At 72.5% G+C, this 23712-nt stretch carries 22 protein-coding genes, 2 tRNA genes and 1 pseudogene; 22 read left to right on the forward strand and 3 right to left on the reverse strand.

Annotated elements, in window-relative coordinates:
- The first annotated feature begins 31 nt into the window (after nucleotides 1-31).
- From AW27_RS22215 to AW27_RS22245, 7 genes are all read left to right on the forward strand, one after another.
- On the forward strand, nucleotides 32-1024 hold the full coding sequence (locus tag AW27_RS22215) for a glycosyltransferase family 2 protein (RefSeq protein WP_037923769.1): 993 nt from the start codon (nucleotides 32-34) through the stop codon (nucleotides 1022-1024).
- On the forward strand, nucleotides 1021-1461 hold the full coding sequence (locus tag AW27_RS22220; protein WP_037923771.1) for a GtrA family protein: 441 nt from the start codon (nucleotides 1021-1023) through the stop codon (nucleotides 1459-1461). Before AW27_RS22215 ends, AW27_RS22220 begins: the two co-directional genes overlap by 4 nt.
- A 77-nt stretch (nucleotides 1462-1538) precedes the next feature.
- Complete coding sequence (gene proB, locus AW27_RS22225; protein ID WP_037923773.1) at nucleotides 1539-2666, forward strand: glutamate 5-kinase; 1128 nt, start codon at nucleotides 1539-1541, stop codon at nucleotides 2664-2666.
- A gap of 105 nt (nucleotides 2667-2771) precedes the next feature.
- A complete protein-coding gene (locus AW27_RS22230; RefSeq protein WP_236647721.1) occupies nucleotides 2772-3167 on the forward strand; it encodes a hypothetical protein in 396 nt (131 codons plus the stop codon).
- Between the two features lie 140 nt (nucleotides 3168-3307).
- Complete coding sequence (locus AW27_RS22235) at nucleotides 3308-4591, forward strand: glutamate-5-semialdehyde dehydrogenase (protein WP_037923775.1); 1284 nt, start codon at nucleotides 3308-3310, stop codon at nucleotides 4589-4591.
- A 78-nt stretch (nucleotides 4592-4669) separates the two neighbouring features.
- On the forward strand, nucleotides 4670-5236 hold the full coding sequence (locus AW27_RS22240; protein ID WP_037923777.1) for an SCO2584 family spore wall biosynthesis protein: 567 nt from the start codon (nucleotides 4670-4672) through the stop codon (nucleotides 5234-5236).
- A gap of 68 nt (nucleotides 5237-5304) precedes the next feature.
- Complete coding sequence (locus AW27_RS22245) at nucleotides 5305-6438, forward strand: SCO2583 family membrane protein (RefSeq protein WP_037923779.1); 1134 nt, start codon at nucleotides 5305-5307, stop codon at nucleotides 6436-6438.
- Here the strand turns inward: AW27_RS22245 and AW27_RS22250 are convergent.
- Nucleotides 6422-7510 (reverse strand): M48 family metallopeptidase, encoded by a 1089-nt coding sequence (locus tag AW27_RS22250; protein ID WP_037923781.1) that lies wholly within the window; start codon nucleotides 7508-7510, stop codon nucleotides 6422-6424. The genes AW27_RS22245 and AW27_RS22250 overlap by 17 nt on opposite strands.
- Before the next feature lie 138 nt (nucleotides 7511-7648).
- Here AW27_RS22250 and AW27_RS22255 point away from each other — a divergent pair, with 138 nt between their 5' ends.
- The 14 genes and pseudogenes from AW27_RS22255 to AW27_RS22320 all read left to right on the forward strand — a co-directional run bounded on the left by AW27_RS22255 (nucleotide 7649) and on the right by AW27_RS22320 (nucleotide 21835).
- Nucleotides 7649-7816 carry a hypothetical protein gene (locus AW27_RS22255; protein WP_037631388.1) on the forward strand — a complete coding sequence of 56 codons (168 nt, stop codon included), beginning with the start codon at nucleotides 7649-7651 and terminating at the stop codon, nucleotides 7814-7816.
- 36 nt (nucleotides 7817-7852) lie between these two features.
- Nucleotides 7853-8470, forward strand: a complete 618-nt coding sequence (gene nadD / locus AW27_RS22260; protein WP_030760999.1) for a nicotinate-nucleotide adenylyltransferase — start codon at nucleotides 7853-7855, stop codon at nucleotides 8468-8470.
- A gap of 24 nt (nucleotides 8471-8494) precedes the next feature.
- On the forward strand, nucleotides 8495-10171 hold the full coding sequence (locus tag AW27_RS22265; RefSeq protein ID WP_037923784.1) for an LCP family protein: 1677 nt from the start codon (nucleotides 8495-8497) through the stop codon (nucleotides 10169-10171).
- A gap of 120 nt (nucleotides 10172-10291) precedes the next feature.
- A complete protein-coding gene (rsfS, locus tag AW27_RS22270) occupies nucleotides 10292-10738 on the forward strand; it encodes a ribosome silencing factor (RefSeq protein WP_037923787.1) in 447 nt (148 codons plus the stop codon).
- On the forward strand, nucleotides 10735-11391 hold the full coding sequence (locus AW27_RS22275) for a histidine phosphatase family protein (RefSeq protein ID WP_037923789.1): 657 nt from the start codon (nucleotides 10735-10737) through the stop codon (nucleotides 11389-11391). Before rsfS ends, AW27_RS22275 begins: the two co-directional genes overlap by 4 nt.
- A gap of 124 nt (nucleotides 11392-11515) precedes the next feature.
- Nucleotides 11516-11588: transfer RNA gene (locus AW27_RS22280), tRNA-Ala, on the forward strand.
- A gap of 143 nt (nucleotides 11589-11731) precedes the next feature.
- Complete coding sequence (locus AW27_RS22285) at nucleotides 11732-11965, forward strand: hypothetical protein (protein ID WP_008738908.1); 234 nt, start codon at nucleotides 11732-11734, stop codon at nucleotides 11963-11965.
- A 131-nt stretch (nucleotides 11966-12096) separates the two neighbouring features.
- Nucleotides 12097-12169: transfer RNA gene (locus AW27_RS22290), tRNA-Ala, on the forward strand.
- A gap of 255 nt (nucleotides 12170-12424) precedes the next feature.
- Complete coding sequence (leuS, locus tag AW27_RS22295) at nucleotides 12425-15289, forward strand: leucine--tRNA ligase (RefSeq protein WP_037923791.1); 2865 nt, start codon at nucleotides 12425-12427, stop codon at nucleotides 15287-15289.
- Between the two features lie 122 nt (nucleotides 15290-15411).
- Nucleotides 15412-16137 carry a hypothetical protein gene (locus AW27_RS22300; protein WP_037923794.1) on the forward strand — a complete coding sequence of 242 codons (726 nt, stop codon included), beginning with the start codon at nucleotides 15412-15414 and terminating at the stop codon, nucleotides 16135-16137.
- 326 nt (nucleotides 16138-16463) lie between these two features.
- Nucleotides 16464-17309, forward strand: coding sequence for a DegV family protein (locus AW27_RS22305; RefSeq protein ID WP_037923797.1), 846 nt, complete (start codon nucleotides 16464-16466; stop codon nucleotides 17307-17309).
- A 98-nt stretch (nucleotides 17310-17407) separates the two neighbouring features.
- The gene (locus AW27_RS22310; RefSeq protein WP_236647698.1) at nucleotides 17408-18451 is read left to right on the forward strand and encodes a ComEA family DNA-binding protein; all 1044 of its coding nucleotides are present in this window, start codon (nucleotides 17408-17410) and stop codon (nucleotides 18449-18451) included.
- Nucleotides 18448-20817: pseudogene (locus AW27_RS22315) on the forward strand (ComEC/Rec2 family competence protein); the annotation flags it as partial. The gene AW27_RS22310 and the pseudogene AW27_RS22315, both read left to right, overlap by 4 nt.
- A 136-nt stretch (nucleotides 20818-20953) precedes the next feature.
- Nucleotides 20954-21835 carry a YceI family protein gene (locus tag AW27_RS22320; RefSeq protein WP_201773412.1) on the forward strand — a complete coding sequence of 294 codons (882 nt, stop codon included), beginning with the start codon at nucleotides 20954-20956 and terminating at the stop codon, nucleotides 21833-21835.
- 26 nt (nucleotides 21836-21861) lie between these two features.
- Here the strand turns inward: AW27_RS22320 and AW27_RS22325 are convergent, their stop codons facing one another.
- On the reverse strand, nucleotides 21862-22104 hold the full coding sequence (locus AW27_RS22325) for a hypothetical protein (RefSeq protein ID WP_037924385.1): 243 nt from the start codon (nucleotides 22102-22104) through the stop codon (nucleotides 21862-21864).
- A 76-nt stretch (nucleotides 22105-22180) separates the two neighbouring features.
- Here AW27_RS22325 and holA point away from each other — a divergent pair, with 76 nt between their 5' ends.
- Nucleotides 22181-23173, forward strand: a complete 993-nt coding sequence (gene holA / locus AW27_RS22330) for a DNA polymerase III subunit delta (RefSeq protein ID WP_172671352.1) — start codon at nucleotides 22181-22183, stop codon at nucleotides 23171-23173.
- 215 nt (nucleotides 23174-23388) lie between these two features.
- Here holA and rpsT read toward each other — a convergent pair whose 3' ends face one another.
- Nucleotides 23389-23649 (reverse strand): 30S ribosomal protein S20, encoded by a 261-nt coding sequence (gene rpsT, locus AW27_RS22335; protein WP_030030523.1) that lies wholly within the window; start codon nucleotides 23647-23649, stop codon nucleotides 23389-23391.
- Between the last annotated feature and the right edge of the window lie 63 nt (nucleotides 23650-23712).

Genomic DNA, 23712 nt, shown 5'->3' on the forward strand with positions numbered 1-23712 from the left:
ATCACCCGTTCGGATCCAGCAGGAAGTGTTCATGACGAAGCTGTCCGTAGTTGTTCCCTGCTACAACGAAGAAGCCGTCATCGACAGCTTCGACACGGAGATCCGCAAGGTGCTGGACACCCTCCCCGTCGAGTACGAGGTCTGCTACGTCGACGACGGAAGCCGCGACGGGACCCTCGACAAGCTCCGGAAGATCGCCGCGGGACACGGGGAGCGGACCCGCTACGTCTCCTTCAGCCGCAACTTCGGCAAGGAGGCCGGCATGCTCGCGGGCCTGCGCGAGGCCACCGGCGACGCCGTCGTGATCATGGACGCCGACCTTCAGCACCCGCCGGAACTCATCGCCACCATGCTGGAGCACTACCGGCAGGGCCACGACCAGATCATCGCCCGCCGCACCCGCGAGGGCGACAAGAAGGTGCGCTCCGCGCTGAGCCGCCTCTACTACCGGGGCGTCAACCGCTGGGTCGACGTCGAGCTGACCGACGGCGTCGGCGACTTCCGCATGCTGTCGCGCCCCGCCGTGGACGCCCTGCTGTCCCTGCCGGAGTACAACCGCTTCTCCAAGGGCCTGTTCTCCTGGATCGGCTTCGACACCGTCCACTTCGACTACCGCAACGCGCAGCGCGAGGCCGGCGAGACCAAGTGGAAGTTCGGCTCCCTGTTGAACTACGGCATGGACGGCCTGATCTCCTTCAACAACCGGCCGCTGCGGATCGGCATCTGGTTCGGCGTGTCACTGGTCGCCCTGACCGGCCTCTACGCGCTGTGGATCACCGTCATGGCGATCACCAACGGTGTGGACTCCCCGGGCTACGTCACCCTGGTGGCCATCATCACGGGCCTGGGCGGTGTGCAGCTGATCATGCTGGGCCTCGTCGGCGAGTACATCGGCCGCATCTACTACGAGACCAAACGGCGGCCGCACTTCCTGGTGAAGGAGTCGCACGGCCGCGAGTCCCTCCCGCGGACCGCCGTTACCGCGGCGGCGGAGCCGGCGGTCCGGGAGCGCAGCAGCCGATGACCCGCGCAGAACAGCTCGGCCAGGTATTCCGCTTCGCCCTCGTGGGCGGAGTCAACACCGGCACCTTCTTCGGCATCTACCTCCTGCTGCACCCGTGGATGCCGTACTTCGCCGCCTACTCGCTCGCCTTCGTGCTGGCGATGGTCGGCTCGTTCTTCATGAACACCTACTTCACCTACCGGACCCGGCCGACCTGGAAGAAGTTCCTCCTCTTCCCGCTGACGAACGTGACCAACTACGTCATCCAGTCCGCCGGCCTGTACGCCCTGGTGGCCTGGGCCGGGTTGGACACCCGGATCGCCCCGCTGGTCGCGGCGGTCGTGGCCATCCCGTTCACCTTCCTGCTCTCGCGCAAGATCCTCGTCCCGGGTGCGGCCCGCGCCGCCGCCGAGCAGGAAGAGGGCCAGGGGCGGGCCAGGACCTCGTCCACGGTCTGAAACCCCGGAGCGGCTGCCGCCCGCCACCCCGTAGATTGAGGTGGCAGGCATTGACGGCAAGGGGCAAGGGGAAGAACGTGTCAGCGGCTAGGCAAGGTGTCGTGGACGCCCGCAGGATCGTGGTCAAGGTCGGCTCCTCCTCCCTGACCACGGCGGCCGGCGGACTCGACGCCGACCGGGTGGACGCGCTCGTCGACGTCCTGGCCAAGGCCCGCAGCGGCGGTGAGAAGGAGATCGTCCTGGTCTCCAGCGGAGCCATCGCCGCCGGGCTCTCCCCGCTGGGCCTGCGCCGCAGGCCGAAGGACCTGGCCCGCCAGCAGGCCGCCGCCAGCGTCGGCCAGGGCCTCCTCGTCGCGCGCTACACCGCCTCCTTCGCGCGGTACGGTCTGCGCGTCGGCCAGGTGCTGCTCACCACCGACGACACCAGCCGCCGCGCCCACTACCGCAACGCGTACCGGACCCTCGACCAGCTGCTGGCCATGGGAGCCCTCCCAGTCGTCAACGAGAACGACACCGTCGCCACGGACGAGATCCGCTTCGGCGACAACGACCGGCTCGCCGCCCTCGTCGCCCACCTCGTCCGCGCGGACCTCCTCGTCCTGCTCTCCGACGTCGACGGCCTCTACGACGGCGACCCGTCCCAGCCGGGCACCACCCGCATCGACGAGGTCCACGGGCCCGCGGACATCGCGCACGTCTCCATCGGCAGCGCGGGCAAGGCGGGGGTGGGCACCGGCGGCATGGTCACCAAGGTCGAGGCGGCCCGGATCGCGGCAGCCGCCGGGATCCCGGTGGTGCTCACCTCCGCCAGCCAGGCCGCAGACGCCCTGGCGGGACGCGGGACCGGAACGTTCTTCCACGCCACCGGGCGCCGCTCCGCGGACCGGCTGCTCTGGCTCCAGCACGCCTCGACCCCGCAGGGCCACCTGGTCCTCGACGACGGGGCGGTCAGGGCCGTGACCCAGCGCGGCAGCTCGCTGCTGCCCGCGGGCATCGCGGCCGTCGAGGGCGACTTCGCGGCCGGAGACCCGGTGGAGCTGCGCTCCGCCGACGGCCGCGCCGTGGCCCGGGGGCTCGTCAACTTCGACGCCAAGGAACTCCCGCAGCTCCTCGGCCGCTCCACTCGCGAGCTCGCGCGGGAACTCGGACCCGCGTACGAGCGGGAGGTCGTCCACCGTGACGATCTGGTCCTGCTCCAGGGCTGAGGTTCGGCAAAACCGCAGCGCGGCCGCCCGGGGACTGGTCAACTGTGAGGGGCGGGGCAGGCGGACACGCGTAGCGGAGACAGGAGGCGGCTGGTGAGACGAGCGCTGACCAGCGTCGGTCCCGGGGACGGTGACGGCGGCGGGTACGAGGAGGACGAGGCCTCGCGCCTGTGGCACGTGACCCTGAGCGTCTCCGGCAAGCCGGCCCCGCTGTCCGAGGTCCGGCGGGGACTGGAGCAACTGGCCCACGACCACCCCTTCCTCCTGACCAGCCGGTACGCCGACGACCACGCGGAGATCCGCTACTGGGAAGAGGCACGCGACCTCCACGACGCGGCGGCCGTCGCCCTGCGCCTGTGGGGCGAGCACCGCTCCTCGGCGCAGTTGCCGCCGTGGGAGATCGTCGGCCTGGAGGTCATCGACCGCGCCACCTATCACCTGCGCGTCGCGGAGGGCTACGGACCGCCTCCCGCCCACCCGGTGGGCGTCCACCCGTACTGACCTGACGTGCCCGAACCCCCGCCGGTGACCGCGGCGCGGGTGGCGGCTGCGCACCGGGGCGGGCGGAGCCGGGCCCGGAGCCCGTCTCGTGGTGTGGAAGCCCCGTCGGCCGGGCTCCGGCGTGGGCTTACCCTGGCCGCATGACCTCGCTCGACGACGCCACCGCCACCTCGCCCGTCCTCGCCACCGCGCGCCGCGCCCGGACCGCCGCCGCGGCCATCGCACCACTCCCGCGGTCCGCCAAGGACGCGGCCCTGCTGGCGATCGCCGACGCGCTGGAGGCCCGTACCGCCGAGATCATCACGGCCAACGCCGCGGACACCGACAAGGCCCGAGCTGCCGGCACCAGCGAGACCGTCATCGACCGTCTCACCCTGACCCCGGAGCGGGTCGCCGCCATCGCCTCCGACGTCCGCGACGTCGCCGCCCTCCCCGACCCCGTCGGGGAGGTCGTCCGCGGCAGCACCTTGCCCAACGGCATCGACCTGCGGCAGATCCGCGTTCCCCTCGGCGTCGTCGGCATCATCTACGAGGCCCGCCCCAACGTCACCGTCGACGCCGCCGCCCTCTGCCTCAAGTCCGGCAACGCCGTCCTCCTGCGCGGCAGCTCCTCCGCCTACGCCTCCAACACCGCCCTCGTCGCCATCCTCCGCGACGCCGTCGAGAGCGCCGGCCTGCCCGCCGACGCGATCCAGCTCGTCCCCGGCGAGTCCCGGGACTCCGTACGCGAGCTGATGCGCGCCCGCGGCCTCGTCGACGTGCTGATCCCGCGCGGCGGCGCCTCCCTCATCAAGACCGTGGTCGAGGAGTCCACCGTCCCGGTCATCGAGACCGGTACCGGCAACTGCCACGTCTACGTCGACGCCCAGGCCGACCTCGACATGGCCGTGGAGATCCTCGTCAACTCCAAGGCCCAGCGGCCCTCCGTCTGCAACGCCGCCGAAACCCTCCTCGTCCACCGCGAGATCGCCGGCGCCTTCCTGCCGCGCGCCCTCGACGCGCTCGCCGAGGCCGGCGTCACCGTCCACGGCGACGAGGCCGTCCTCGCCGCCGCCGAAGGCACCAAGGCCACCGCTCTGCCCGCCACGGACGAGGACTGGGCCGCCGAGTACCTGTCCTACGACATCGCCGCGGCGGTGGTGGACTCGCTCGACGACGCCGTCGCCCACATCCGCCGCTGGACCTCCGGGCACACCGAGGCGATCGTCACCACCTCGCAGGCCGCCGCGCGCCGCTTCACCCAGCTGGTCGACTCCACCACCGTCGCCGTGAATGCATCCACTCGGTTCACCGACGGTGGTCAGTTCGGTTTCGGCGCAGAGATCGGCATCTCCACGCAGAAGCTGCACGCCCGGGGTCCGATGGGGCTTCCCGAGCTCACCTCCACCAAGTACATCGTCACCGGCGACGGTCACGTTCGGTAGAGCGGCCGCCCACCTCGTGTGGCCGGAATTCGCCGAACAGCCTGCCCAAAGGCTCCCCCCCAGGTCTAGGCTGTTCCCGTGCCGGACGACGTGGGGAGCAAGCCGTTCCCGGACGACGGGGAGCCCGACGACGACCGCGGAGGCGCGGAAGAGTACTTCGCCTCCGTGGTGTTCGACGAGGACTTCGTCCGGAACGCCGAGATCCGTGAACCGAGCGCCGCCGAGCGCCAGCGGGCGGCCGACCGGGCGCGGGCCGAGGCGGAGGCCGCCCGGGCCGTCGCCGCCGGCTGGACGGGCGACGACGACCATGACGGCTACGGCTACGGCCACCCCGACGGGTACGGCACCGACGACTACGGCTGGGAGCGCGGCGGTGACCACGAGCCCGGCCACGGCTCCCCGGACGGCCCCTACGGGGCCTACGGAGGCAGCCTGCGCCCCTACCGGGGCCGCGCCCCCTGGCTGCGGCCCGTCGCCTGGGTGCTCGCCTTCGTGATGGGCCTGGGCATGGTCGCGCTCGCCTTCAGCGCCGTCTACCGCAGCGCCTCGGGTGAGGCGGACCCCGCTCCGGCTCCCTCCAGCACCCCCGGGCGTGAAGTCACCGGCGTCGGCGCGTTTACGTACCCTTCAGTACGCCAACCCTGAAGGTACGACCCCACTCGCGACCGCCGGAGCTGGGGGCTTCTCTGAAGCGGGGACAGCGGGGAGAAGCGATGGCCGTGCCAGGAGATCCACCCGACAGCACTCCCGACGGCACCGGCGGGGGCGACGAGGAGTTCCGGTCGGACGAGTACCGATCGGTGGTGTTCGACGAGGATTTCGTCCGCGCCGCCCGGCTCCAGGAGTACTCCGCCCAGGAACGCATGGGCGAGCACGCCCGGGCCGTGCGCAGCCGGTCCATCTGGTCGGGCGGCGGCGCACCCCGCACCAGCACTCCCGGCCGCGGCGCCCGCCAGGGCATGCTGCTCGTGCTGCTCATCGCCACGGCCTTCGCCGTCGCCGTCTACCTGGGGCTGCGCAACCCCTACGTGCCGCCGGCCGGCGGCACCGCCCAGGCGCTCACCAGCACCGTCGTCCCGCTCGCGCCCACCGCCGCCGTGTCCGGCGGGCTGCCGCCGGAGCTGTTCGCGAAGAGCCCCGCCGCCGACTACCGGGTCGGGGCGGCCGGGATCACCCTGCCTGCGGTGCGCCGCACGCACCACTTCACCGACGCCCAGGTCCTCACCGCGCTGTCGATCGCCAAGGACTACCTGGTGCAGTCCTCGCTGGACCCCGATGTGCTGGCCGGATCCGCCACCCGGCCGGTGCGGGTCCTGCTCGACCCCGACCAGCTGGCACAATTCGACCGCAGCATGACCGCCCCTGCCGGGGACGGCTGGCACGCCGCCACCGGCTGGCTGGTCCGCCTCGACCCGGCCACCGCCGTCATGGCCGACTCCCGGGTCCGGGTGAGCGGCACCCTCGCCTTCGAGGAGGTGGCCCAGGACGTGCTGGAGGTCACCACCGATCACACCTTCGTGTACGCCGTGCGGCCGGCCACCGGGGCCGTGGCCGAGGGCGCTTCGCTGTTCACCGTCCGGCGCGAGCTGCGGATGCGCTTCGACCGGGACGACCTGGGCGCCCGGCGGCTGGAGCTGGCATCGGCCTACGTGATGGCAGGGCCGCAGGACTGCTCCGCCGACCCGGCCGGGGGCTTCCGCCCGCTTCTGGCCGGGGCCGGTCCCACCACCGTGGGACCGGCCGCGAGCGACCCGTACGCCAGCGGCCACCCGAGGCGCTCGGCCGGGTTGTGCGGCGTACTGGCGCCCGCCGCGACTCCGGGCGCCCCGGTCAGCCCCGCTCCGTAGCTCCTGCCCCTCCCTTGCCGTCCGAGCCGGTGTCCGGACCGGAACCGCCCCCGGCGCCGGTGAACTTGTCACGCAGCCTGCCGCCCATGTCGGCCGCACCGCCCGCGATGTCGCCCACCAGCTTGAACAGCGGGTCCTTGCTGCTGCGCACCGAGTCGGCGTAGTGCGCGGCCGACTCCCGGAAGGAGTCGGTGACCGAGGTGTCCTTGTCCTCCTCGCGGCGCGGGTAGTGGCCGTCCACGATCCGCTGGTAGTCCCGGCTCTCCGACCACTTCTTCAGCTCGGCCGCCCGGACCGTGGTGAAGGGGTGCGTGCGCGGCAGCATGTTGAGGATCTTGAGCACGGAATCCCGCAGGTCGCCGCCCTTCTCGTACTCGTCGGCCTGCTCCAGGAAGGCGTCCACGTTCATCTCGTGCAGGTGGTTGCCGCCCGCCAGCTTCATCAGCCCGCGCATCGAGGCCATCACGTCCTGCCCCACCAGCAGGCCCGCCCGGTCGGCTGACAGCTCCGACTTGCGGAACCATTCCCGCAGCGCGGTCACGATCGTCATGATCGCCACATTGCCCAGCGGAATCCACGCGACCTTCACCGCCAGGCTCGTCAGGAACAGCAGGATCGTGCGGTACACGGAGTGTCCCGACAGCGCGTGGCCCACCTCGTGGCCGACCACCGCCCGCATCTCCTCCTCGTCGAGCAGCTCGACGAGGCTCGTGGTCACCACGATGATCGGCTCGTCCAGCCCGATGCACATGGCATTGGGGCGCGGGTCCTGCTGCACGTACATCTGCGGGACCTTCTCCAGGTCCAGGATGGAGCAGGCGTCGCGGAGCATCGCGTACAGGTGGGGGAACTGGGTCTCGCCCACCCGCACGGAGTCCGACAGGAACAGCAGCCGCAGGCTCCGCTCCGGGAGCAGCCCGCTCAGGGTCTTGAAGACCGTGTCGAAGCCGGTCAGCCTGCGCAGCGCCACCAGGGCCGACCGGTCCGCCGGATGCTCGTAGGCACGCGAGGAGATGCCGGGGAACCTCCTGCGGTCCCGCGCCGGCACCTTCTCGAATCCCGTCTCCGTCATGCGCCCTCCCCTGATGGAACTGCTCGACCTTGCGTCTATCCTCTCCAACGCCTGAGTCGGCGCGAGCGTGCCCGGGGCGCCCGCATACGATGTGGGCGAAGTCTCCGACAGCTCCCCGACTCGATAGGTACCTGCCTGATGAGCCTCTCCTCCACCGCCCACAACCTGGTCGTCCTCGCCTCGGAGGGGGCCGAACAGCACGGCGGCAACCACGACAGCCTCAACCCCTACCTGACCGGCGGCGCCGCCTTCGTCATCCTGATGCTGATGCTCTGGGTCACCACGCGCCTGAACCGCGACCGCTAGTCGGACCGGTCCGCCGGGCCAGTAGGCTCTGCGCTCATGGGAGAGCAGGAGACGCCTACCGGTCCGGTCAAGCGCCGGCTCGGCGTGATGGGCGGGACATTCGACCCGATCCACCACGGACACCTGGTGGCCGCCAGCGAGGTGGCCGCCCTTTTCCACCTCGACGAGGTGGTGTTCGTGCCGACGGGCGAGCCCTGGCAGAAGTCCCAGCGGGCCGTCTCGCCCGCCGAGGACCGCTACCTGATGACGGTCATCGCCACGGCCTCGAACCCGCAGTTCTCGGTGAGCCGCATCGACATCGACCGCGGCGGGCCGACCTACACGATCGACACCCTCCGGGACCTGAAGGCGCTGAACGACGACGCCGACCTGTTCTTCATCACCGGTGCCGACGCCCTCGCCCAGATCCTGACCTGGCGCAATGCCGACGAGCTCTTCTCGCTCGCCCACTTCATCGGAGTCACCCGGCCGGGCCACGTGCTCACCGACGACGGGCTCCCCGAGGGCGGCGTCTCCCTGGTCGAGGTGCCCGCACTGGCGATCTCGTCCACGGACTGCCGCGCGCGCGTCGCCCAGGGCGATCCCGTCTGGTACCTGGTGCCGGACGGCGTGGTGCGCTACATCGACAAGCGTGAGCTGTACCGGGGAGCCTGAGCTTCCGGAGAGAGGGGCCCCGCGGTGAACGACCGACAGGATCCGTACGACCCGTACGCCGCCCACGAGCAGCAGCTCATCGGCTACGACGCGTACGGGCGGCCGGTGTACGGCCAGGCGCCCGCGCAGCCCGCCCACCAGTACGAGCAGCAGGGCTACGGCTACGACTACCAGGGCTACGACCAGCCCCAGCAGTACTACCAGCAGCAGCCGGCGGCCCAGGAGTACGGGCAGCAGGAGTACCCCCAGGCGCCCTCCTACGGCTACGACGCGCAGCACGGCGGCCGGCCCCCGCAGCAGGCCCAGCACCAGCAGTGGATCCCGCAGCAGCAGGCTCCCGAGCCTCCGGCGGCCGAGCAGCCCTCGGCCCCGGCGGAGCGGGCGTCCGGCCAGGTCCCCGAGCCGCGCCGGTCCGAGGACGGCTCCGAGGCGGGCCGGGACTACCGCACCGAGATGTTCGCGTTCATCGACCAGCCGGACGAGGACTCCGAGGACGTCATCGACTGGCTCAAGTTCACCGAGAGCCGCACCGAGCGCCGCGAGGAGGCACGCCGCCGCGGGCGCAACCGGGTGGTCGCGCTGATCGTGGCCCTCGCCGTATTCGTCGTCGCGGGCCTGGGCTACCTCTGGTACGCGGGCAAGCTGCCGTTCCTCGACGGCCCCGGCGGGAAGAAGACCGCCGCCACCGCGGACGCCGCGGCGCAGAAGCGCGACATGATCGTCGTGCACCTGCACAACACCAAGAAGGGCGGTACCTCCTCGGCACTGCTCGTCGACAACGTCACCACCGGGCAGGGCGCCACCGTCCTGTTGCCGAACGCCCTCGCCGTCACCGGCCAGGACGGCACCGCCACGGCCCTGGGCAAGGCGGTCGAGGAGGGCGGCCTCGGCACCCGCGAGGCCCTCGACTCCGTGCTCGGCACCCGGATCGGCGGTACCTGGCGCCTGGACACCCCCTTCCTGGAGAACCTGGTCGAGCTGGTCGGCGGCATCGAGGTCGACACCGACACCGCGGTCCCGGCCGACGACGCGGCGAAGACCCCAGCCGTGGGGCAGGGCCCGAAGCAGAGCCTGAGCGGCCCGATGGCCGTCGCGTACGCCACGTACCGGGCGCAGGGCGAACCGGAGGCCAAGCAGCTGGAACGCACGGGCAAGGTGCTCCACGGCGTCCTGCGCAAGTTCCCGGGCGACCCGAAGGCCGGGGCCGTCACAGTCGAGAGCATCGGCCAGATCCTCGATCCCGCGCTGAACGCCCAGACCCTCGGGGCCCTGCTGTCCAAGCTCGGCGCGCACGCCAAGGTGGGCGCGTACCGCACCGACGTCGTCGCGGTGAAGGCGGACGGGACGCTCACGGACGAGGCCAACAAGAAGGTGGTCAAGGAGGTGCTCGGCGGCTCCGCGGACTCGGCCCGGCCCGGCGCCGTCCCGCGCGTCGGACTCAAGGACGCCAGCGGCGACGAGAAGGCGCAGGTCGCGGCGAAGGCGGCGCTGCTGAACGGCGGCTACACCTTCGTGGACGGCGGCAAGGCCGACAAGACCGCGGCCGCCTCGCAGATCACCTACCAGGACGACGCCCAGCGCGACCGCGCGATCGAGGTCGCCAAGACCCTGGGCCTGCCCGAGACGGTCGTGAAGAAGGCCGAGAACGCGGTGAACGCCGAGGTCGTGGTGATCCTCGGGAAGGACTACAAGCAGTCCTGACCGGGCCGCGGCCCGGCCGGGCGAGGGCGTTCGCGCCCGCGCGGAACGTTCCGCGCGGGCGCTGTCGGCGGTACATGAGACCCTTGTAAGGATCTGCCCGCCAACCCGAAAGCATGGCCAGTGACCGCCACGGACCGCTCCATCGAGCTCATCACCACCGCTGCCCAGGCCGCGGCCGACCGGCTCGCACACGACATCATCGCGTACGACGTCAGCGACGTGCTGTCGATCACCGACGCCTTCCTGCTCGCCTCGGCGCCCAACGACCGCCAGGTCAAGTCGATCGTCGACGAGATCGAGGAGCGCCTGCAGAAGGAGCTCGGCGCCAAGCCGGTGCGCCGTGAGGGCGACCGCGACGCCCGCTGGATCCTGCTCGACTACGTCGACATCGTCGTCCACGTCCAGCACAGCGAGGAGCGGGTCTTCTACGCGCTGGAGCGCCTGTGGAAGGACTGCCCCGAGATCGAGCTCCCCGAGGACGCCAAGCTCACCATCGGCAAGGCCGAGGAGCACGCCAAGCTGCGCGAGGCGCAGGGCGACGAGGACCTGGACGGTGATCTGTTCTGAGCGCGACCACCTCGGGCCGGGCCGGCAGGAAGATCGTTCTCTGGAGGCACGGCCAGACCGCGTGGAACCTGGAACGGCGCTTCCAGGGATCGACGGACATCGAGCTGACCGAGACGGGCCTGGCACAGGCGCGCCGGTCCGCGCGACTGCTCGCCTCGCTGCGGCCGGACGCCATCGTCGCGTCCGATCTGAAGCGGGCCGCGGCCACCGCGGCCGAGCTGTCCGCCGTCACGGGCCTGCCCGTGACGCACGCGGAGGCGCTGCGCGAGACGTACGCGGGCGAGTGGCAGGGCCTGACGCACGAGGAGATCGTCGAGAAGTACGGCGAGCAGTACGCGGCGTGGAAGCGCGGCGAGCCGGTCCGCCGGGGCGGCGGTGAGCTGGAGACCGAGGTCGCCGACCGCGCCGCGCCCGTGGTGCTGGAGCACACCGGCCGACTGCCGGCGAACGGCACCCTCGTCGTGGTCAGCCACGGCGGCACCATCCGCACCACCATCGGGCGTCTGCTGGGCCTGGAGGCGCACTCCTGGGAGAGCCTGGGCGGACTCTCCAACTGCTGCTGGTCCGTGCTCGGCGAGGGCGCGCGCGGCTGGCGCCTGCTGGAGCACAACGCCGGCACGCTGCCCGAACCGGTGCTCGGCGACGACGACTGAGCGGGCTCCCTGCCGCTTCCCGACGGGTCGCCGACCCGGATTTCACTTTCCGGCTGGTCGCAGGCTAGAGTTCTTCTTGTTCGCAGCGAAGAACACCGGAGACGGGGGAAGCGCAGCGGAGAGCGGGGCTATAGCTCAGTTGGTAGAGCGCCTGCATGGCATGCAGGAGGTCAGGAGTTCAATTCTCCTTAGCTCCACAATCAGGATCCCGTCCCCAAGTGGGGGCGGGATCCCTGTTTTTGTACCCTTTGCGTTTGCTGACCCTGCACGCACCGGCGTGGCAGAATCGGACCGCCGGAGGGGGAGTCGACGGCCCGACGCGGGAGGGAGTCGCGAACGGATGGGTGCACACCGGCGCCGGTGCGACTGGTGCAACAACGGGACGCCGATCGTGCGGGACATGGACCCGGTCAACCCCGACTACCAGTACTGGTGCGAGGAATGCGCGCGGGCGCTGATCATAAAGGGCGACCCGATCGAGACGTACCGCGAGCTGGAAGGGGAGCCGATCTACGGTCGGCTGCTCGATGAGCACTGCACGCTCAAGCGGTTCTACCAGTTCGCGAGAGCGTGACGGATCGATGTAAATCGGACATGGCCCGTGGTTCGCAGAAACCGATTTTTGGACCAGGGCCATGACCGTGTAATGTTTGGGACGTCGCCAAGGGGAACCGGCAAGGGAAACCGAAGCGGCAAGCAAGGCAAGGGGCTATAGCTCAGTTGGTAGAGCGCCTGCATGGCATGCAGGAGGTCAGGAGTTCAATTCTCCTTAGCTCCACAGTGAAGAAGCGGGCCACCCGGATCGGGTGGCCCGCTTCTCGTGGTACCACCGGGTGGAACGGCCGAGCGTCGGCGGGGGCCGCTGCGGTACCCTGACGCCATGCGTGCCGTACGCCTCCTGCTTACCGAGCCGCGCTGATCAGTGCCGACCGTCGAAACGGTCGGACCCGGCGCGGCGCCCCCTCCTGTGCGAGGGGTTTTTTCGTTTGGGCAGGCAGAGACGGCAGAGACGATCGATGGAGCTTCAGAAATCATGAGCGAGACGAACACCCCGGCCCCCGAGGCGGCCGAGGCGCACCGCTACACGGCTGCCATGGCCGCCGACATCGAGGCACGCTGGCAGGACGTATGGGACGCGCAGGGCACGTACGAAGCCCCGAACCCGACCGGTGACCTCGCCGGGGACCCCGCGATCGTCGCCCGGCCCAAGAAGTTCATCATGGACATGTTCCCGTACCCCTCCGGTGCGGGCCTGCACGTCGGCCACCCGCTCGGGTACATCGCCACCGACGTCTACGCCCGCCACCAGCGGATGACCGGCCACAACGTCCTGCACACCCTGGGATTCGACGCCTTCGGCCTGCCGGCCGAGCAGTACGCCGTGCAGACCGGCACGCACCCGCGCGTGTCGACCGAGGCGAACATCGAGAACATGAAGCTCCAGCTGCGCCGGCTGGGCCTGGGCCACGACAAGCGCCGGTCCTTCGCCACGATCGACCCCGAGTACTACAAGTGGACCCAGTGGATCTTCCTGCAGATCTACAACTCCTGGTACGACGCGGACGCGCAGAAGGCCCGGCCCGTCGCCGAGCTGGTCGCCGCCTTCGAGGACGGCTCCCGTGAGGTCCCGGGCGGCCGCGCCTGGTCCGGCCTGACCGCGGCCGAGCGCGCCGACGTGCTGAACGGCTTCCGCCTGGCGTACTCCTCCGACGCGCCCGTCAACTGGTGCCCCGGGCTGGGCACCGTACTGGCCAATGAGGAGGTCACCGCCGACGGCCGTTCCGAGCGCGGCAACTTCCCGGTCTTCAAGTCCAGGCTGAGCCAGTGGAACATGCGGATCACCGCGTACGCCGACCGACTGCTCGACGACCTGGACGCGCTGGACTGGCCCGAGGCCATCAAGCTGCAGCAGCGCAACTGGATCGGCCGCAGCGAGGGAGCCCGCGTCGACTTCGCGCTGGGCGACGAGGCCATCACCGTCTTCACCACCCGCCCGGACACCCTGTTCGGCGCCACCTACATGGTGCTGGCGCCCGAGCACCCGCTGGTCGAGAAGTTCATCCCGGCCGCCTGGCCCGAGGGCACCCACGACGTGTGGACGGGCGGTTACGCCACCCCGGCCGAGGCCGTCGCCGCCTACCGCGGGCAGGCCGCCGCCAAGTCGGACGTCGAGCGCCAGGCCGAGGCCAAGGACAAGACCGGCGTCTTCACCGGCGAGTACGCGACCAACCCGGTCAGCGGCGACAAGGTCCCGGTCTTCATCGCCGACTACGTGCTGATGGGCTACGGCACCGGCGCGATCATGGCCGTTCCCGCGCACGACAGCCGTGACTTCGAGTTCGCGCGCGCCTTCGAGCTGCCGATGCGCTGTGTCGTGCAGCCCTCGGACGGGCGCGGAACCGACCCGGCCGAGTGGGACGACGCCTTCGCCTCGTACGACGCGAAGCTGGTCAACTCCACGGGCGAGGGCATCTCGCTGGACGGCCTGGGCGTCGTCGAGGCCAAGGCCGCGATCACCGAATGGCTGGCCGAGCGCGGCATCGGTGAGGGGACGGTCAACTTCCGTCTGCGCGACTGGCTGTTCAGCCGGCAGCGCTACTGGGGCGAGCCCTTCCCGATCGTCTACGACGAGGACGGCGTCGCGCACTCCCTGCCCGAGTCGATGCTGCCGCTGGAGCTGCCGGAGGTCGAGGACTACGCGCCGCGCACCTTCGAGCCGGACGACGCGGACTCGCAGCCGGAGACCCCGCTGTCGCGCAAGGCCGACTGGGTCAATGTCGAGCTGGACCTGGGCGACGGCGTGAAGTCCTACCGGCGCGAGACCAACACCATGCCCAACTGGGCCGGTTCCTGCTGGTACGAGCTGCGCTACCTGGACCCGAACAACGCCTCCGCACTGGTCGACCCGGAGATCGAGCAGTACTGGATGGGCCCGCGCGAGGGCGCTCCGCACGGCGGTGTCGACCTGTACGTGGGCGGCGCCGAGCACGCGGTGCTGCACCTGCTGTACGCCCGCTTCTGGTCGAAGGTCCTCTTCGACCTGGGGCACGTGTCGTCGGTCGAGCCGTTCCACAAGCTCTTCAACCAGGGCATGATCCAGGCCTACGTCTACCGTGACGAGCGCGGCTTCCCGGTCACGGCCACCGAGGTCGAGGAGCGCGACGGCGCGTTCTTCTTCGAGGGCGAGCAGGTCAAGCGCGAGCTGGGCAAGATGGGCAAGTCCCTGAAGAACGCCGTCACGCCGGACGAGATCTGCACGGAGTACGGCGCCGACACGCTGCGCCTGTACGAGATGGCGATGGGCCCCCTGGACGTCTCCCGCCCGTGGGACACCCGCGCGGTCGTCGGCCAGTACCGCCTGCTGCAGCGCCTGTGGCGCAACATCGTGGACGAGGAGACCGGCGCGGTCACCGTCGTGGACGCGGAACCCGCCGAGGACACCCTGCGTGCGTTGCACAAGGCCATCGACGGGGCGGGCTCGGACATGGCGGGGCTGCGGTTCAACACCGCCATCGCCAAGATCACCGAGCTGAACAACGCCCTGACGAAGGCGGGCCGCCCGCTGGAGCGCTCGGTCGCCGAGCGGCTGGTCCTGCTGGTCGCGCCGCTTGCCCCGCACATCGCGGAGGAGCTGTGGCACCGGCTGGGTCACAGCGAGTCGGTGGTCCACCAGGACTTCCCCGTAGCGGACCCGGCGTACGTCGTGGACGAGAGCGTGACGTGCGTGGTGCAGGTCAAGGGCAAGGTCAAGGCGCGGCTGGAGGTGCCGCCGACGATCACGGACGCCGAGCTGGAGCAGCTGGCCGTGACCGACGCCGCCGTGGTGGCGGCCCTGGGCGGCGCGGAGATCCGCAAGGTGATCGTGCGTGCGCCGAAGCTGGTGAACATCGTCGTCTGAGGGCGCACCCCCGTATGAGGGGGATCCCGTACGGGCAGGTTGGGGGTTCGAAGGGAACCCCCGACCTGCCCGTGGCGTTTACGGTGGAGGGGAAGAGCGGACGCCTGGGGAAAGGGGCCGTCATGGAGGCCGCGTTGATCATCTTCGCGCTGATGCTGCTGGCCATGGTCGGCCTCGGCGCGTACCTCACGGTCAAGGCGGTGGGCGCGGCCAAGCGGGGCGTGGAGCGCACCGTCGCCCAGGCGCGACGCAGCGTGGAGGACACCACGCTGCGCGCCAAGAGCTTCGGCCAGGTCGGCGTTGCGGGCGCGCTGGCGCAGCTGCGGCTGGACCTGCGCACGTCCATGCGCGCCACCCAGCAGGCGCTGGCCGAGGGAGCCCGGACGGACGCCTCGCTGCGGGAGTCCCTCGGGCTGTTCGAGCGGCTCAGCGCCCACGGGCACGAGCTCGACGGGGAGCTGAAGCGGCTGGAGCAGGAGCCCGACCGGCGGCGCACCGCCGAGCTGCTGCCGGATCTGCGCGAGCGCACCGCCAGGATCATCGAGGCGGCGGACTCGCTGCGGTGGGCCGCCCGCGACCGGGCCCGCCGCTTCGCGGAGGACGAGCTGTCCCTGCTGTCCGAGCAGATCGAGATGGAGTCGGGCGCGCTGCGCGACTGGTCGCGCGAGCCGGTGGACGGCCTGGCGACGGCGGCCGCCGAGTGGGACGCGGCCCAGGCCACGCCCACCGCCCCCGGGCCGGCGGCCCCGAAGCCGGCGACCGCACCCCCGCAGGCGGCCCTGAACCCGCCGACCCCGACGATGCAGTACCCGTGGCAGAAGACCGCCCGCCCGGAAAGCGCGGGCTGAGCGGAACCGGCGGCTGAGCGGAACCACCGCCCGGGGAACGGGGTCGGGACCGGGGCGTGGGTCCCTGGGGCGTGGGCCTGTGTGGCCGCGGACCTGTGTGGGGCGTGGGCCTGCGTCGGGCGTGGCTCCCGGCTGTGGCCCCGGGGCGAGTTTCCGGTGCGGCCAAAGGGCCGGGGCGGGGAGGCGCGGCAGCGACCCCGGGAGGCGGCCCGCGGCCCCCGATCCGTAGGATCTGACCGCCGCGGCCGAAGCCGAGCGGTGCCCGTCCCGCCCCAGCCCGGGGCCCCGGCTGCCGTACCGCCCCCACGGGCGGTAACCTCCGCCTCATGTCCCGCCATGTCGCCATCGTCACCGATTCCACGGCCTACCTGCCCCGTCCGGCCATGGCGCGGCACGGAATCACCTCCGTCCCGCTCACCGTGGTGCTCGGCGGCGAGGCGCTCGAAGAAGGCACCGAGATCTCGGCGCGCAGCCTGGCCCTCGCCTTGCAGAAGCGCCGCCCGGTCACCACCTCCCGCCCCGGCCCGGAGGAGTTCGTACGTGCCTACCGGGAGGCGGCGGACGCCGGGGCGACCGGCGTGGTCAGCCTGCACCTGTCCGCCGAGTTCTCGGGGACCTATGACGCCGCCGTGCTGGCGGCCAGGACCGCACCCGTGCCGGTGCGCGTCGTGGACACCGGCATGGTCGCGATGGCCCTCGGGTTCTGCGCGCTCGCCGCGGCCGAGGCCGCCGAGGCCGGCGGCTCCGTGGACGAGGCCGTGGCGGCCGCCGAGAAGCGGGCGGCGGACATGGCCGCGTACTTCTACGTGGACACCCTCGACTATCTGCGCCGCGGCGGCCGGATCGGGGCCGCGCAGGCGCTCCTCGGCTCGGCCCTGGCGGTGAAGCCGCTGCTGACCCTGGACGGCGGGCGTATCGAGATGCTGGAGAAGGTGCGTACGGCCTCCAAGGCCATCGCCCGTCTGGAGGAGCTGGCCGTCGAGCGCGCCGGCTCCGCGGAGGTGGACGTGGCGGTGCATCACCTGGCGGCACCGGAGCGGGCCGAGAAGCTCGCCGAGCGGCTCCGCGAGCGGATTCCCGGCCTGGTCGAGCTGCACGTCAGCGAGGTCGGCGCGGTGATCGGCGCGCACACCGGACCGGGGCTCCTGGCGGCGGTCGTCTCGCCCCGCTGATCACCGGAACGAGTGGCGCGGTTTTCCACAACAGGGCCGATATCCACCGGAATTGAAGGATCCGGACGGTGGTCGGGATCTGTCTCTACGGTCGTGGCATGACTCTTCGAACCCGTATCGCGTATCCGTCGGGCGCCACCAGTGGCCCGGGCCGTACCCGTCTCTCCGACAGCCGCCTGCGGCGCGGCGGTGGCGGCGGCAGGCGCCGCAACGGCCTCCGCGGCGCGCCCGCACGTCCTCGTCGGGGGCCGCTCCCTGGGCCGGACGAGGGGTCGGGTCCCGACCCGGGTCCCGACCCGGGTCCCGACCCGGGTCCCGACCCGGGGCCGGACGCGGTGCGGCGGAGGGCCGAAGCCCTGCTCGGCGGTGCCGGCCCGCCGGAGTCGGCGGTCAGCCAGCCGTCGCCCCTGCAGCCGTTGCTCCCGTCGCCGTCGGCCGCGGAGGATCCGCCGGCACCGTCCGGCGGTGCGGTGGCCGGCGCCCTGACCGCCGGTGCCGCGCGGAGGCTGGCGGTGCGGGAGCGGCTGCCGGTATGGCTGCAGGCCCGTTGCGCGGTGGAGCCGCGCTCGGTGGCTGCGGTCGGGGTGGTCCTGGTCGCCGCCGTGTGCTTCGCCGCGCAGCAGTACTGGTCGGCCCGGCCGCAGGGCGTGACCGCCCCCGCCCCGGCGGTGCTGCCGGCCGTGGCCGCGGCGCCGGCCGCGGCAGGGGGAGGGGGCGGCGCGGGGCCCGCGGGGACCGTGGTCGTCGATGTCGGCGGGAAGGTCAGGGACCCCGGAGTGCGGCGCCTGCCAGCCGGGTCCCGGGTCGAGGACGCGCTGGCCGCCGCCGGGGGAGTGCGTCCGGGTACGGACACCACCGGGCTGAACCGGGCCCGGGTGCTGGTGGACGGCGAGCAGGTGCTGGTGGGCGCGACGGCGCCGCCGGGAGCGGCCGCGGGCGGTCCGGCCGCCGGGCCGCTCAGTCTGGGCTCCGCCACCGTCGAGCAGTTGGACGCCCTCCCCGGGGTGGGGCCGGTCCTGGCCCAGCACATCGTCGACTTCCGCACCGCCCGCGGTGGATTCCGGTCCGTGGAGGAGCTCCGCCAGGTCAACGGCATCGGCGAGCGGCGCTTCGCCGACCTGCGCACGCTGGTGCGGCCGTGAACCGCGGGGAGGGGGCGGGGCCTGCGGATCTGCGGCTCGCGGTGCCGGCCGTGGCCGCCTGGGCGGCGGCCGCCCTCGCCCTCGACTCACCCGTGGGGGCGACCGCCCTCGGTGCGGGGCTGGCGGTGGCCGCCGCGGGGCTGCTGCTGGTCCGAGGAGGGCGTCAGGGGGCCCGGTGGGGGGTCGGTCCGGCCGTGGCGGCGGCCCTGCTGGCCGCGGCGGCCGGAGCCTGTGTCGCGGGGCTCCAGTCGGCCGAGGCGCGGGCCGGGCCGGTCGCCGGGCTGGCGCGGGAGCACGCCCGGGTCCTCGCGGAGCTCACCGTCGCATCCGACCCCAGGACCGCGCGGAGCGGGAGCGGGCCGCCGGTGGTGGTGCTGGACGCGGTGGTGACCCGGGTGACCGGGCCCGACGGTGCGGGGAGTCGGGTCGCGACGCCGGTGCGGGTGCTGGCCGGACACGCGGGATGGGCCCGCCTCCTGCCCTCCACCCGGGTGGAGGTGGCCGCCCGGCTGGCCCCGGCGCGGGACGGGGAGCGGGCCGTGGCGCTGCTCCGCCCGGCCGGTGACACGCCGCCGGGGGTGACCGGTGGCCCGGATGCCGCTCAGCGGCTGGCGGGGCGGCTGCGGGCCGGGCTGCGCCGGGCTACCGATGGGCTCGCACCGGATGCTCGGGCCCTGCTGCCGGGACTGGTCGTCGGGGACACGTCCAGGGTCCCGCCCGACCTGCACGAGGCCTTCCGGGCCACCGATCTGCTCCATTTGCTGGCCGTTTCCGGGTCGAACCTGACCGTGGTGCTGTTCCTGCTCATCGGGCCCCCGGGCCGCGCCCAGCAGGCCGAGCGGCGGGGGCTGGCGCCCCGGCTGGGGCTTTCGCTGCGGGCGACCGCCGTGTGCGGGGCGGCCCTGACGCTGGCCTTCGTGGTGGTGTGCCGTCCGGAGCCGAGCGTGCTGCGGGCGGCGGCCTGCGGGGCGGTCACCCTGCTGGCCATCGCCACCGGCCGGCGCCGGTCCCTGATTCCTGCGCTGGGCGCCGCCGTGCTGCTGCTGGTGCTCTACGACCCGTGGCTGGCCCGCAGTCCCGGCTTCCTGCTCTCGGTCCTGGCCACGGGGGCGCTGCTGACCCTCGCTCCGCGGTGGAGCGGGGCCCTGCGGCGGCGCGGGGCGGGACCCCGGCTCGCCGAGGCGCTGGGGGCTGCCGCCGCCGCCCAGGCGGTGTGCGCGCCCGTCGTCGCCGTGCTCGCGGCCCGGGTCAGCCTGGTGGCGGTGCCGTGCAACCTGCTGGCCGAGCTGGCCGCCGGTCCGGCGACCGTCCTCGGCTTCGCCACCCTGGCCGCGGCCCCGCTCTCGATGCCCGCCGCGGAGGTGCTCGCCCGGTGCGCCGGGGTGCCCGCGGGGTGGATCGCGGCCGTCGCGCGGGCCGGGGCGGGGCTTCCCGGCGCCGAGCTCTCCTGGCCGGGCGGACTCGCCGGCGGCCTGCTGCTGACCGCCGCCACCCTGACGGCCGTGGTTCTCGGTGCCCGGTGGAGGCGGCGGCGGTGGCTGTGCTCCGCGCTGGCGGTGCTGCTGCTCCTCGCGGTACTGCGGCCGCCGCAGCTCACCCGCACGCTCACCGGCTGGCCTCCGCCCGACTGGAGTTACGTCCAGTGCGCCGTGGGGCAGGGGGACGCCGGCGTTCTGGCCGTCGGCCCGGGGGAGGCGCTGGTGGTGGATGCGGGCGCGGAGCCCGGGCCGGTGGACGAGTGCCTGCGCGGGCTGGGGGTGCGCCGGGTGCCGATGCTGCTGCTGACGCACTTCCACGCCGACCATGTGGGAGGGCTGCGGGGCGTGCTGCGGGGCCGCTCCGTGGGGGTGGTCCAGACCACCGTGCTGGAGGAGCCGCCGGGGCAGGCCGCGTTCGTCCGCCGGACCGCCGCGGCCGCCGGGGTGCCGGTGGTACGCGCCGTACAGGGGGAGCGGCGCCGAGCCGGGCCGCTGGAATGGCAGGTGCTGTGGCCCCCGCCGGGCGGCTCGCCCTTCCCGGGGCCCAACGACGCGAGCGTCGTCCTGCTGGTGCGCGCCGCGGGGCTGACCCTGCTCCTGCTCGGAGACCTCGAACCGGCCGCGCAGCAGGCCCTCCTGAGGGAGCATCCGCAGCTGGGGCCGGTCGATGTCCTCAAGGTCGCCCACCACGGCTCCGCGCACCAGGATCCCGGGCTGTACGAGCGGGTCCGGCCCAGGCTCGCGATTGTTCCCGTCGGGACAAAAAACCGGTACGGGCACCCCGCGCCGGGTACGCTCACCCGCCTGCGGGCCGTGGGTGCGACGGTGCTGCGCACCGACACCGACGGCTCGATCGCCGTCAGTGGATCCGGCGTTCGGCTGCGTGCGTTTCCGGCCAGGAGGCGGCGTGACCGACGCGGCCATACCGGGCGCGAGTGTTCTGTTTGCCCACAACCCGACAGCATGATCGAATGCGTCTTCGCCAGAACGGTCCCAGTCCACACAGCACGGGGGTGCACACGTCATGTTCGGTCGCCGACGGGGGATGGAGTCGGCCGGAAGTTCCAGCCCGCACACATCCGCGACACTGACGCTGCCGCCGACGGCGCGTCTGCTCAGCTGCCGAGTCCTCGACACGGTCCACCGGCCCATCCGGCAGGCCGCGTTCGAGGTGACGGATCCGATCGGCCGCCGGATCGTCGGCGGCGAGACCGACCCGTTCGGCGGCTTCACCGCCACCGTTCCGGAAGGGGAGTACCGGCTCTCCGTCACCGCAGAGGGGTACACGCCGTTCCACGGGGTCACGCTCGTGGGAGACCCCGCGCAGCCCGGTACGGCGGAGATCGTCCTCGACGCGGTGGAGCCCCCGGTCCTGCCGCAGCCCGGTCACTGGGAGATCGACCCGACGCACTCGTCCATCGGTTTCACGGCCCGCCACATCGGCCTGGCCCGCATCAACGGGCGCTTCAACACGTTCGCCGGGGCGGTGCGGATAGCGGACCGCATGGAGGACTCCTCCATGCACGTGATCATCGATGCTGCGAGCATCGACACCGGGGTGCGGCTGCGTGACGACCACCTGCGGTCGGGCGACTTCCTGGACGCGGCCCGCCACCCCACGGTGGAGTTCTACAGCGAACGCTTCATGCACCGCAGCGGCAGCCGCTGGGCCGTTGCCGGTGCGCTGACCCTGCACGGAGTGAGCCGGTCCGTGACCCTGGACACCCAGTACCTGGGCCTCGGGACGGGCATGGAGGGTGAGGTGCGGGCGGCCTGCCGGGCCACCGCCGAGCTGCACCGCGAGGACTTCACCCTCAACTGGCAGTCGATGCTGGCGCACGGGATCGCGGCGATCGGGTCCAGCGTGGACATCACGCTGGACGTCCAGATCGTGCACAAGGCCTGACCTCCGCCCCCCGGCCCGGGCGGGGCTCAGGGGGCCTCCAGCCAGCCTTCGTACTCGGCGGCGAGGCCGTCCAGAGCGGTGGCGTCGAGCCGTTCCCGCGGATCCTCGACGACGACCAGCCACTGGGCGTCCTCGGCGTCGTCCTCGCCGGCCAGCGCGTCGCGTACCAACTGCGGCTCCTCCGGGAGACCGAAGCGGTCGACGGCCTCCTGGGCCACCTCCTCGGCGGCGTCGCGGTCGGGCAGGACGAGTACATGTCGCACGTTCACCGGGCCATTGTCGAACACCCGGTGGAGGGGGCCGGGGCGCGGGGGGCTGTCAGCGCGGCGTGGGATGCTGGGGGCGATGGCCACCAGGAAGAACTCCACCGACGATCCCCTCGCCCCGATCACCCTCGCGGTGGGGCAGGAGGAACTGCTGCTCGACCGCGCTGTGCGGGAGGTGGTGGCGGCCGCCCGGGCCGCCGACGCCGACACCGACGTCCGCGATCTCACCTCCGACCAGCTCCAGCCCGGCACCCTGGCCGAGCTGGCCAGCCCCTCGCTCTTCTCCGAGCGCAAGGTGCTGGTCGTGCGCAACGCGCAGGACCTCTCCGCCGACACGGTCAAGGAGGTCAAGGCCTACCTCGCCGCGCCCTACGAGGAGATCACGCTGGTCCTGCTCCACGCGGGCGGAGTCAAGGGCAAGGGCCTGCTGGACGCCGCCCGCAAGGCGGGCGCCCGGGAGATCGCCTGCCCGAAGATGACGAAGGCGGCGGACCGGCTCGCCTTCGTGCGGGGCGAGTTCCGCACGCTGGGCCGGTCGGCCACCCCGGAGGCGTGTCAGACGCTGGTCGACGCGATCGGCAGCGACCTGCGGGAGCTGGCGAGCGCCGCGGCCCAGCTGTGCGCGGACGTCGAGGGAACCATCGACGAGGCCGTCGTCGGCCGCTACTACACCGGGCGCGCCGAGGCATCCAGCTTCACGGTCGCCGACCGTGCGGTCGAGGGGCGCGCGGCCGAGGCCCTGGAGGCCCTGCGCTGGTCCCTGGCCACCGGTGTGGCGCCGGTCCTGATCACCAGTGCGCTGGCCCAGGCGGTCCGCGCCATCGGCAAGCTCGCCGCGGCACCGCGCGGGGCCCGCCCCGGGGACCTGGCCCGTGAGCTCGGCATGCCACCGTGGAAGATCGACCGGGTCCGCCAGCAGATGCGGGGCTGGTCGGCGGACGGCGTCGCGGACGCCCTGCGCGCCGTGGCCGCCGCGGACGCGGGCGTCAAGGGCGGGGGCGACGATCCGGAGTACGCCCTGGAGAAGGCGGTCGTCGCGGTGGCCCGCGCGGCCCGCCCCCAGCGCCGCTGACCGCCGGCCCTGCCCCGCCCGTCCCGCTTTCCTGCCCGGGCTGCGCGAAGGCCCCGGTCGTCACCCTGGGGAAGGGGGACGACCGGGGCCTTCGGTCACTGCTCGGTTGCTCCGCACCCGCGTGGCGAACGCTTCGTGTGCGGAGCGGGTTGCCGGTCAGGAGCGGGAGAGAGGGCCCGCTGGGTCCGTTCCGGCGATCACATCGAGTGCGGAACTCAGATGGCGGCAACCTTGGAGGCCAGCGCCGACTTCTTGTTGGCGGCGGCGTTCTTGTGGATGACACCCTTCGAGACGGCCTTGTCCAGCTTCTTGGAAGCCAGGCGGGCCGCAGCGGTGGCCTTCTCCGCGTCGCCGGCGAGGATGGCCTCGTTGGCCTTGCGGATGAAGGTGCGCAGCTCGGACTTGACCGACTTGTTGCGAAGGCGAGCCTTCTCGTTGGTCTTGTTCCGCTTGATCTGGGACTTGATGTTCGCCACGAAAGAGCCTTTTCAGGTTCAGGGGTTGATCTTCGGATGGTGTCCCTCCCCCGGACTTCGTCC

It is taken from the genome of Streptomyces sp. PCS3-D2 (assembly GCF_000612545.2).
Taxonomy (GTDB): Bacteria; Actinomycetota; Actinomycetes; order Streptomycetales; family Streptomycetaceae; genus Streptomyces.

What these genes read in the sequence shown, in the direction of transcription:
- AW27_RS22215 (WP_037923769.1), top strand. Translation starts at nt 32, where the DNA reads ATGACGAAGCTGTCCGTAGTTGTTCCCTGCTACAACGAAGAAGCCGTC.
- AW27_RS22220 (WP_037923771.1), top strand. Translation starts at nt 1,021, where the DNA reads ATGACCCGCGCAGAACAGCTCGGCCAGGTATTCCGCTTCGCCCTCGTG.
- AW27_RS22235 (WP_037923775.1), top strand. Translation starts at nt 3,308, where the DNA reads ATGACCTCGCTCGACGACGCCACCGCCACCTCGCCCGTCCTCGCCACC.
- AW27_RS22245 (WP_037923779.1), top strand. Translation starts at nt 5,305, where the DNA reads ATGGCCGTGCCAGGAGATCCACCCGACAGCACTCCCGACGGCACCGGC.
- AW27_RS22250 (WP_037923781.1), bottom strand. Translation starts at nt 7,510, where the DNA reads ATGACGGAGACGGGATTCGAGAAGGTGCCGGCGCGGGACCGCAGGAGG.
- AW27_RS22255 (WP_037631388.1), top strand. Translation starts at nt 7,649, where the DNA reads ATGAGCCTCTCCTCCACCGCCCACAACCTGGTCGTCCTCGCCTCGGAG.
- nadD (WP_030760999.1), top strand. Translation starts at nt 7,853, where the DNA reads ATGGGAGAGCAGGAGACGCCTACCGGTCCGGTCAAGCGCCGGCTCGGC.
- AW27_RS22285 (WP_008738908.1), top strand. Translation starts at nt 11,732, where the DNA reads ATGGGTGCACACCGGCGCCGGTGCGACTGGTGCAACAACGGGACGCCG.
- leuS (WP_037923791.1), top strand. Translation starts at nt 12,425, where the DNA reads ATGAGCGAGACGAACACCCCGGCCCCCGAGGCGGCCGAGGCGCACCGC.
- AW27_RS22300 (WP_037923794.1), top strand. Translation starts at nt 15,412, where the DNA reads ATGGAGGCCGCGTTGATCATCTTCGCGCTGATGCTGCTGGCCATGGTC.
- AW27_RS22305 (WP_037923797.1), top strand. Translation starts at nt 16,464, where the DNA reads ATGTCCCGCCATGTCGCCATCGTCACCGATTCCACGGCCTACCTGCCC.
- AW27_RS22310 (WP_236647698.1), top strand. Translation starts at nt 17,408, where the DNA reads ATGACTCTTCGAACCCGTATCGCGTATCCGTCGGGCGCCACCAGTGGC.
- AW27_RS22320 (WP_201773412.1), top strand. Translation starts at nt 20,954, where the DNA reads ATGTTCGGTCGCCGACGGGGGATGGAGTCGGCCGGAAGTTCCAGCCCG.
- holA (WP_172671352.1), top strand. Translation starts at nt 22,181, where the DNA reads ATGGCCACCAGGAAGAACTCCACCGACGATCCCCTCGCCCCGATCACC.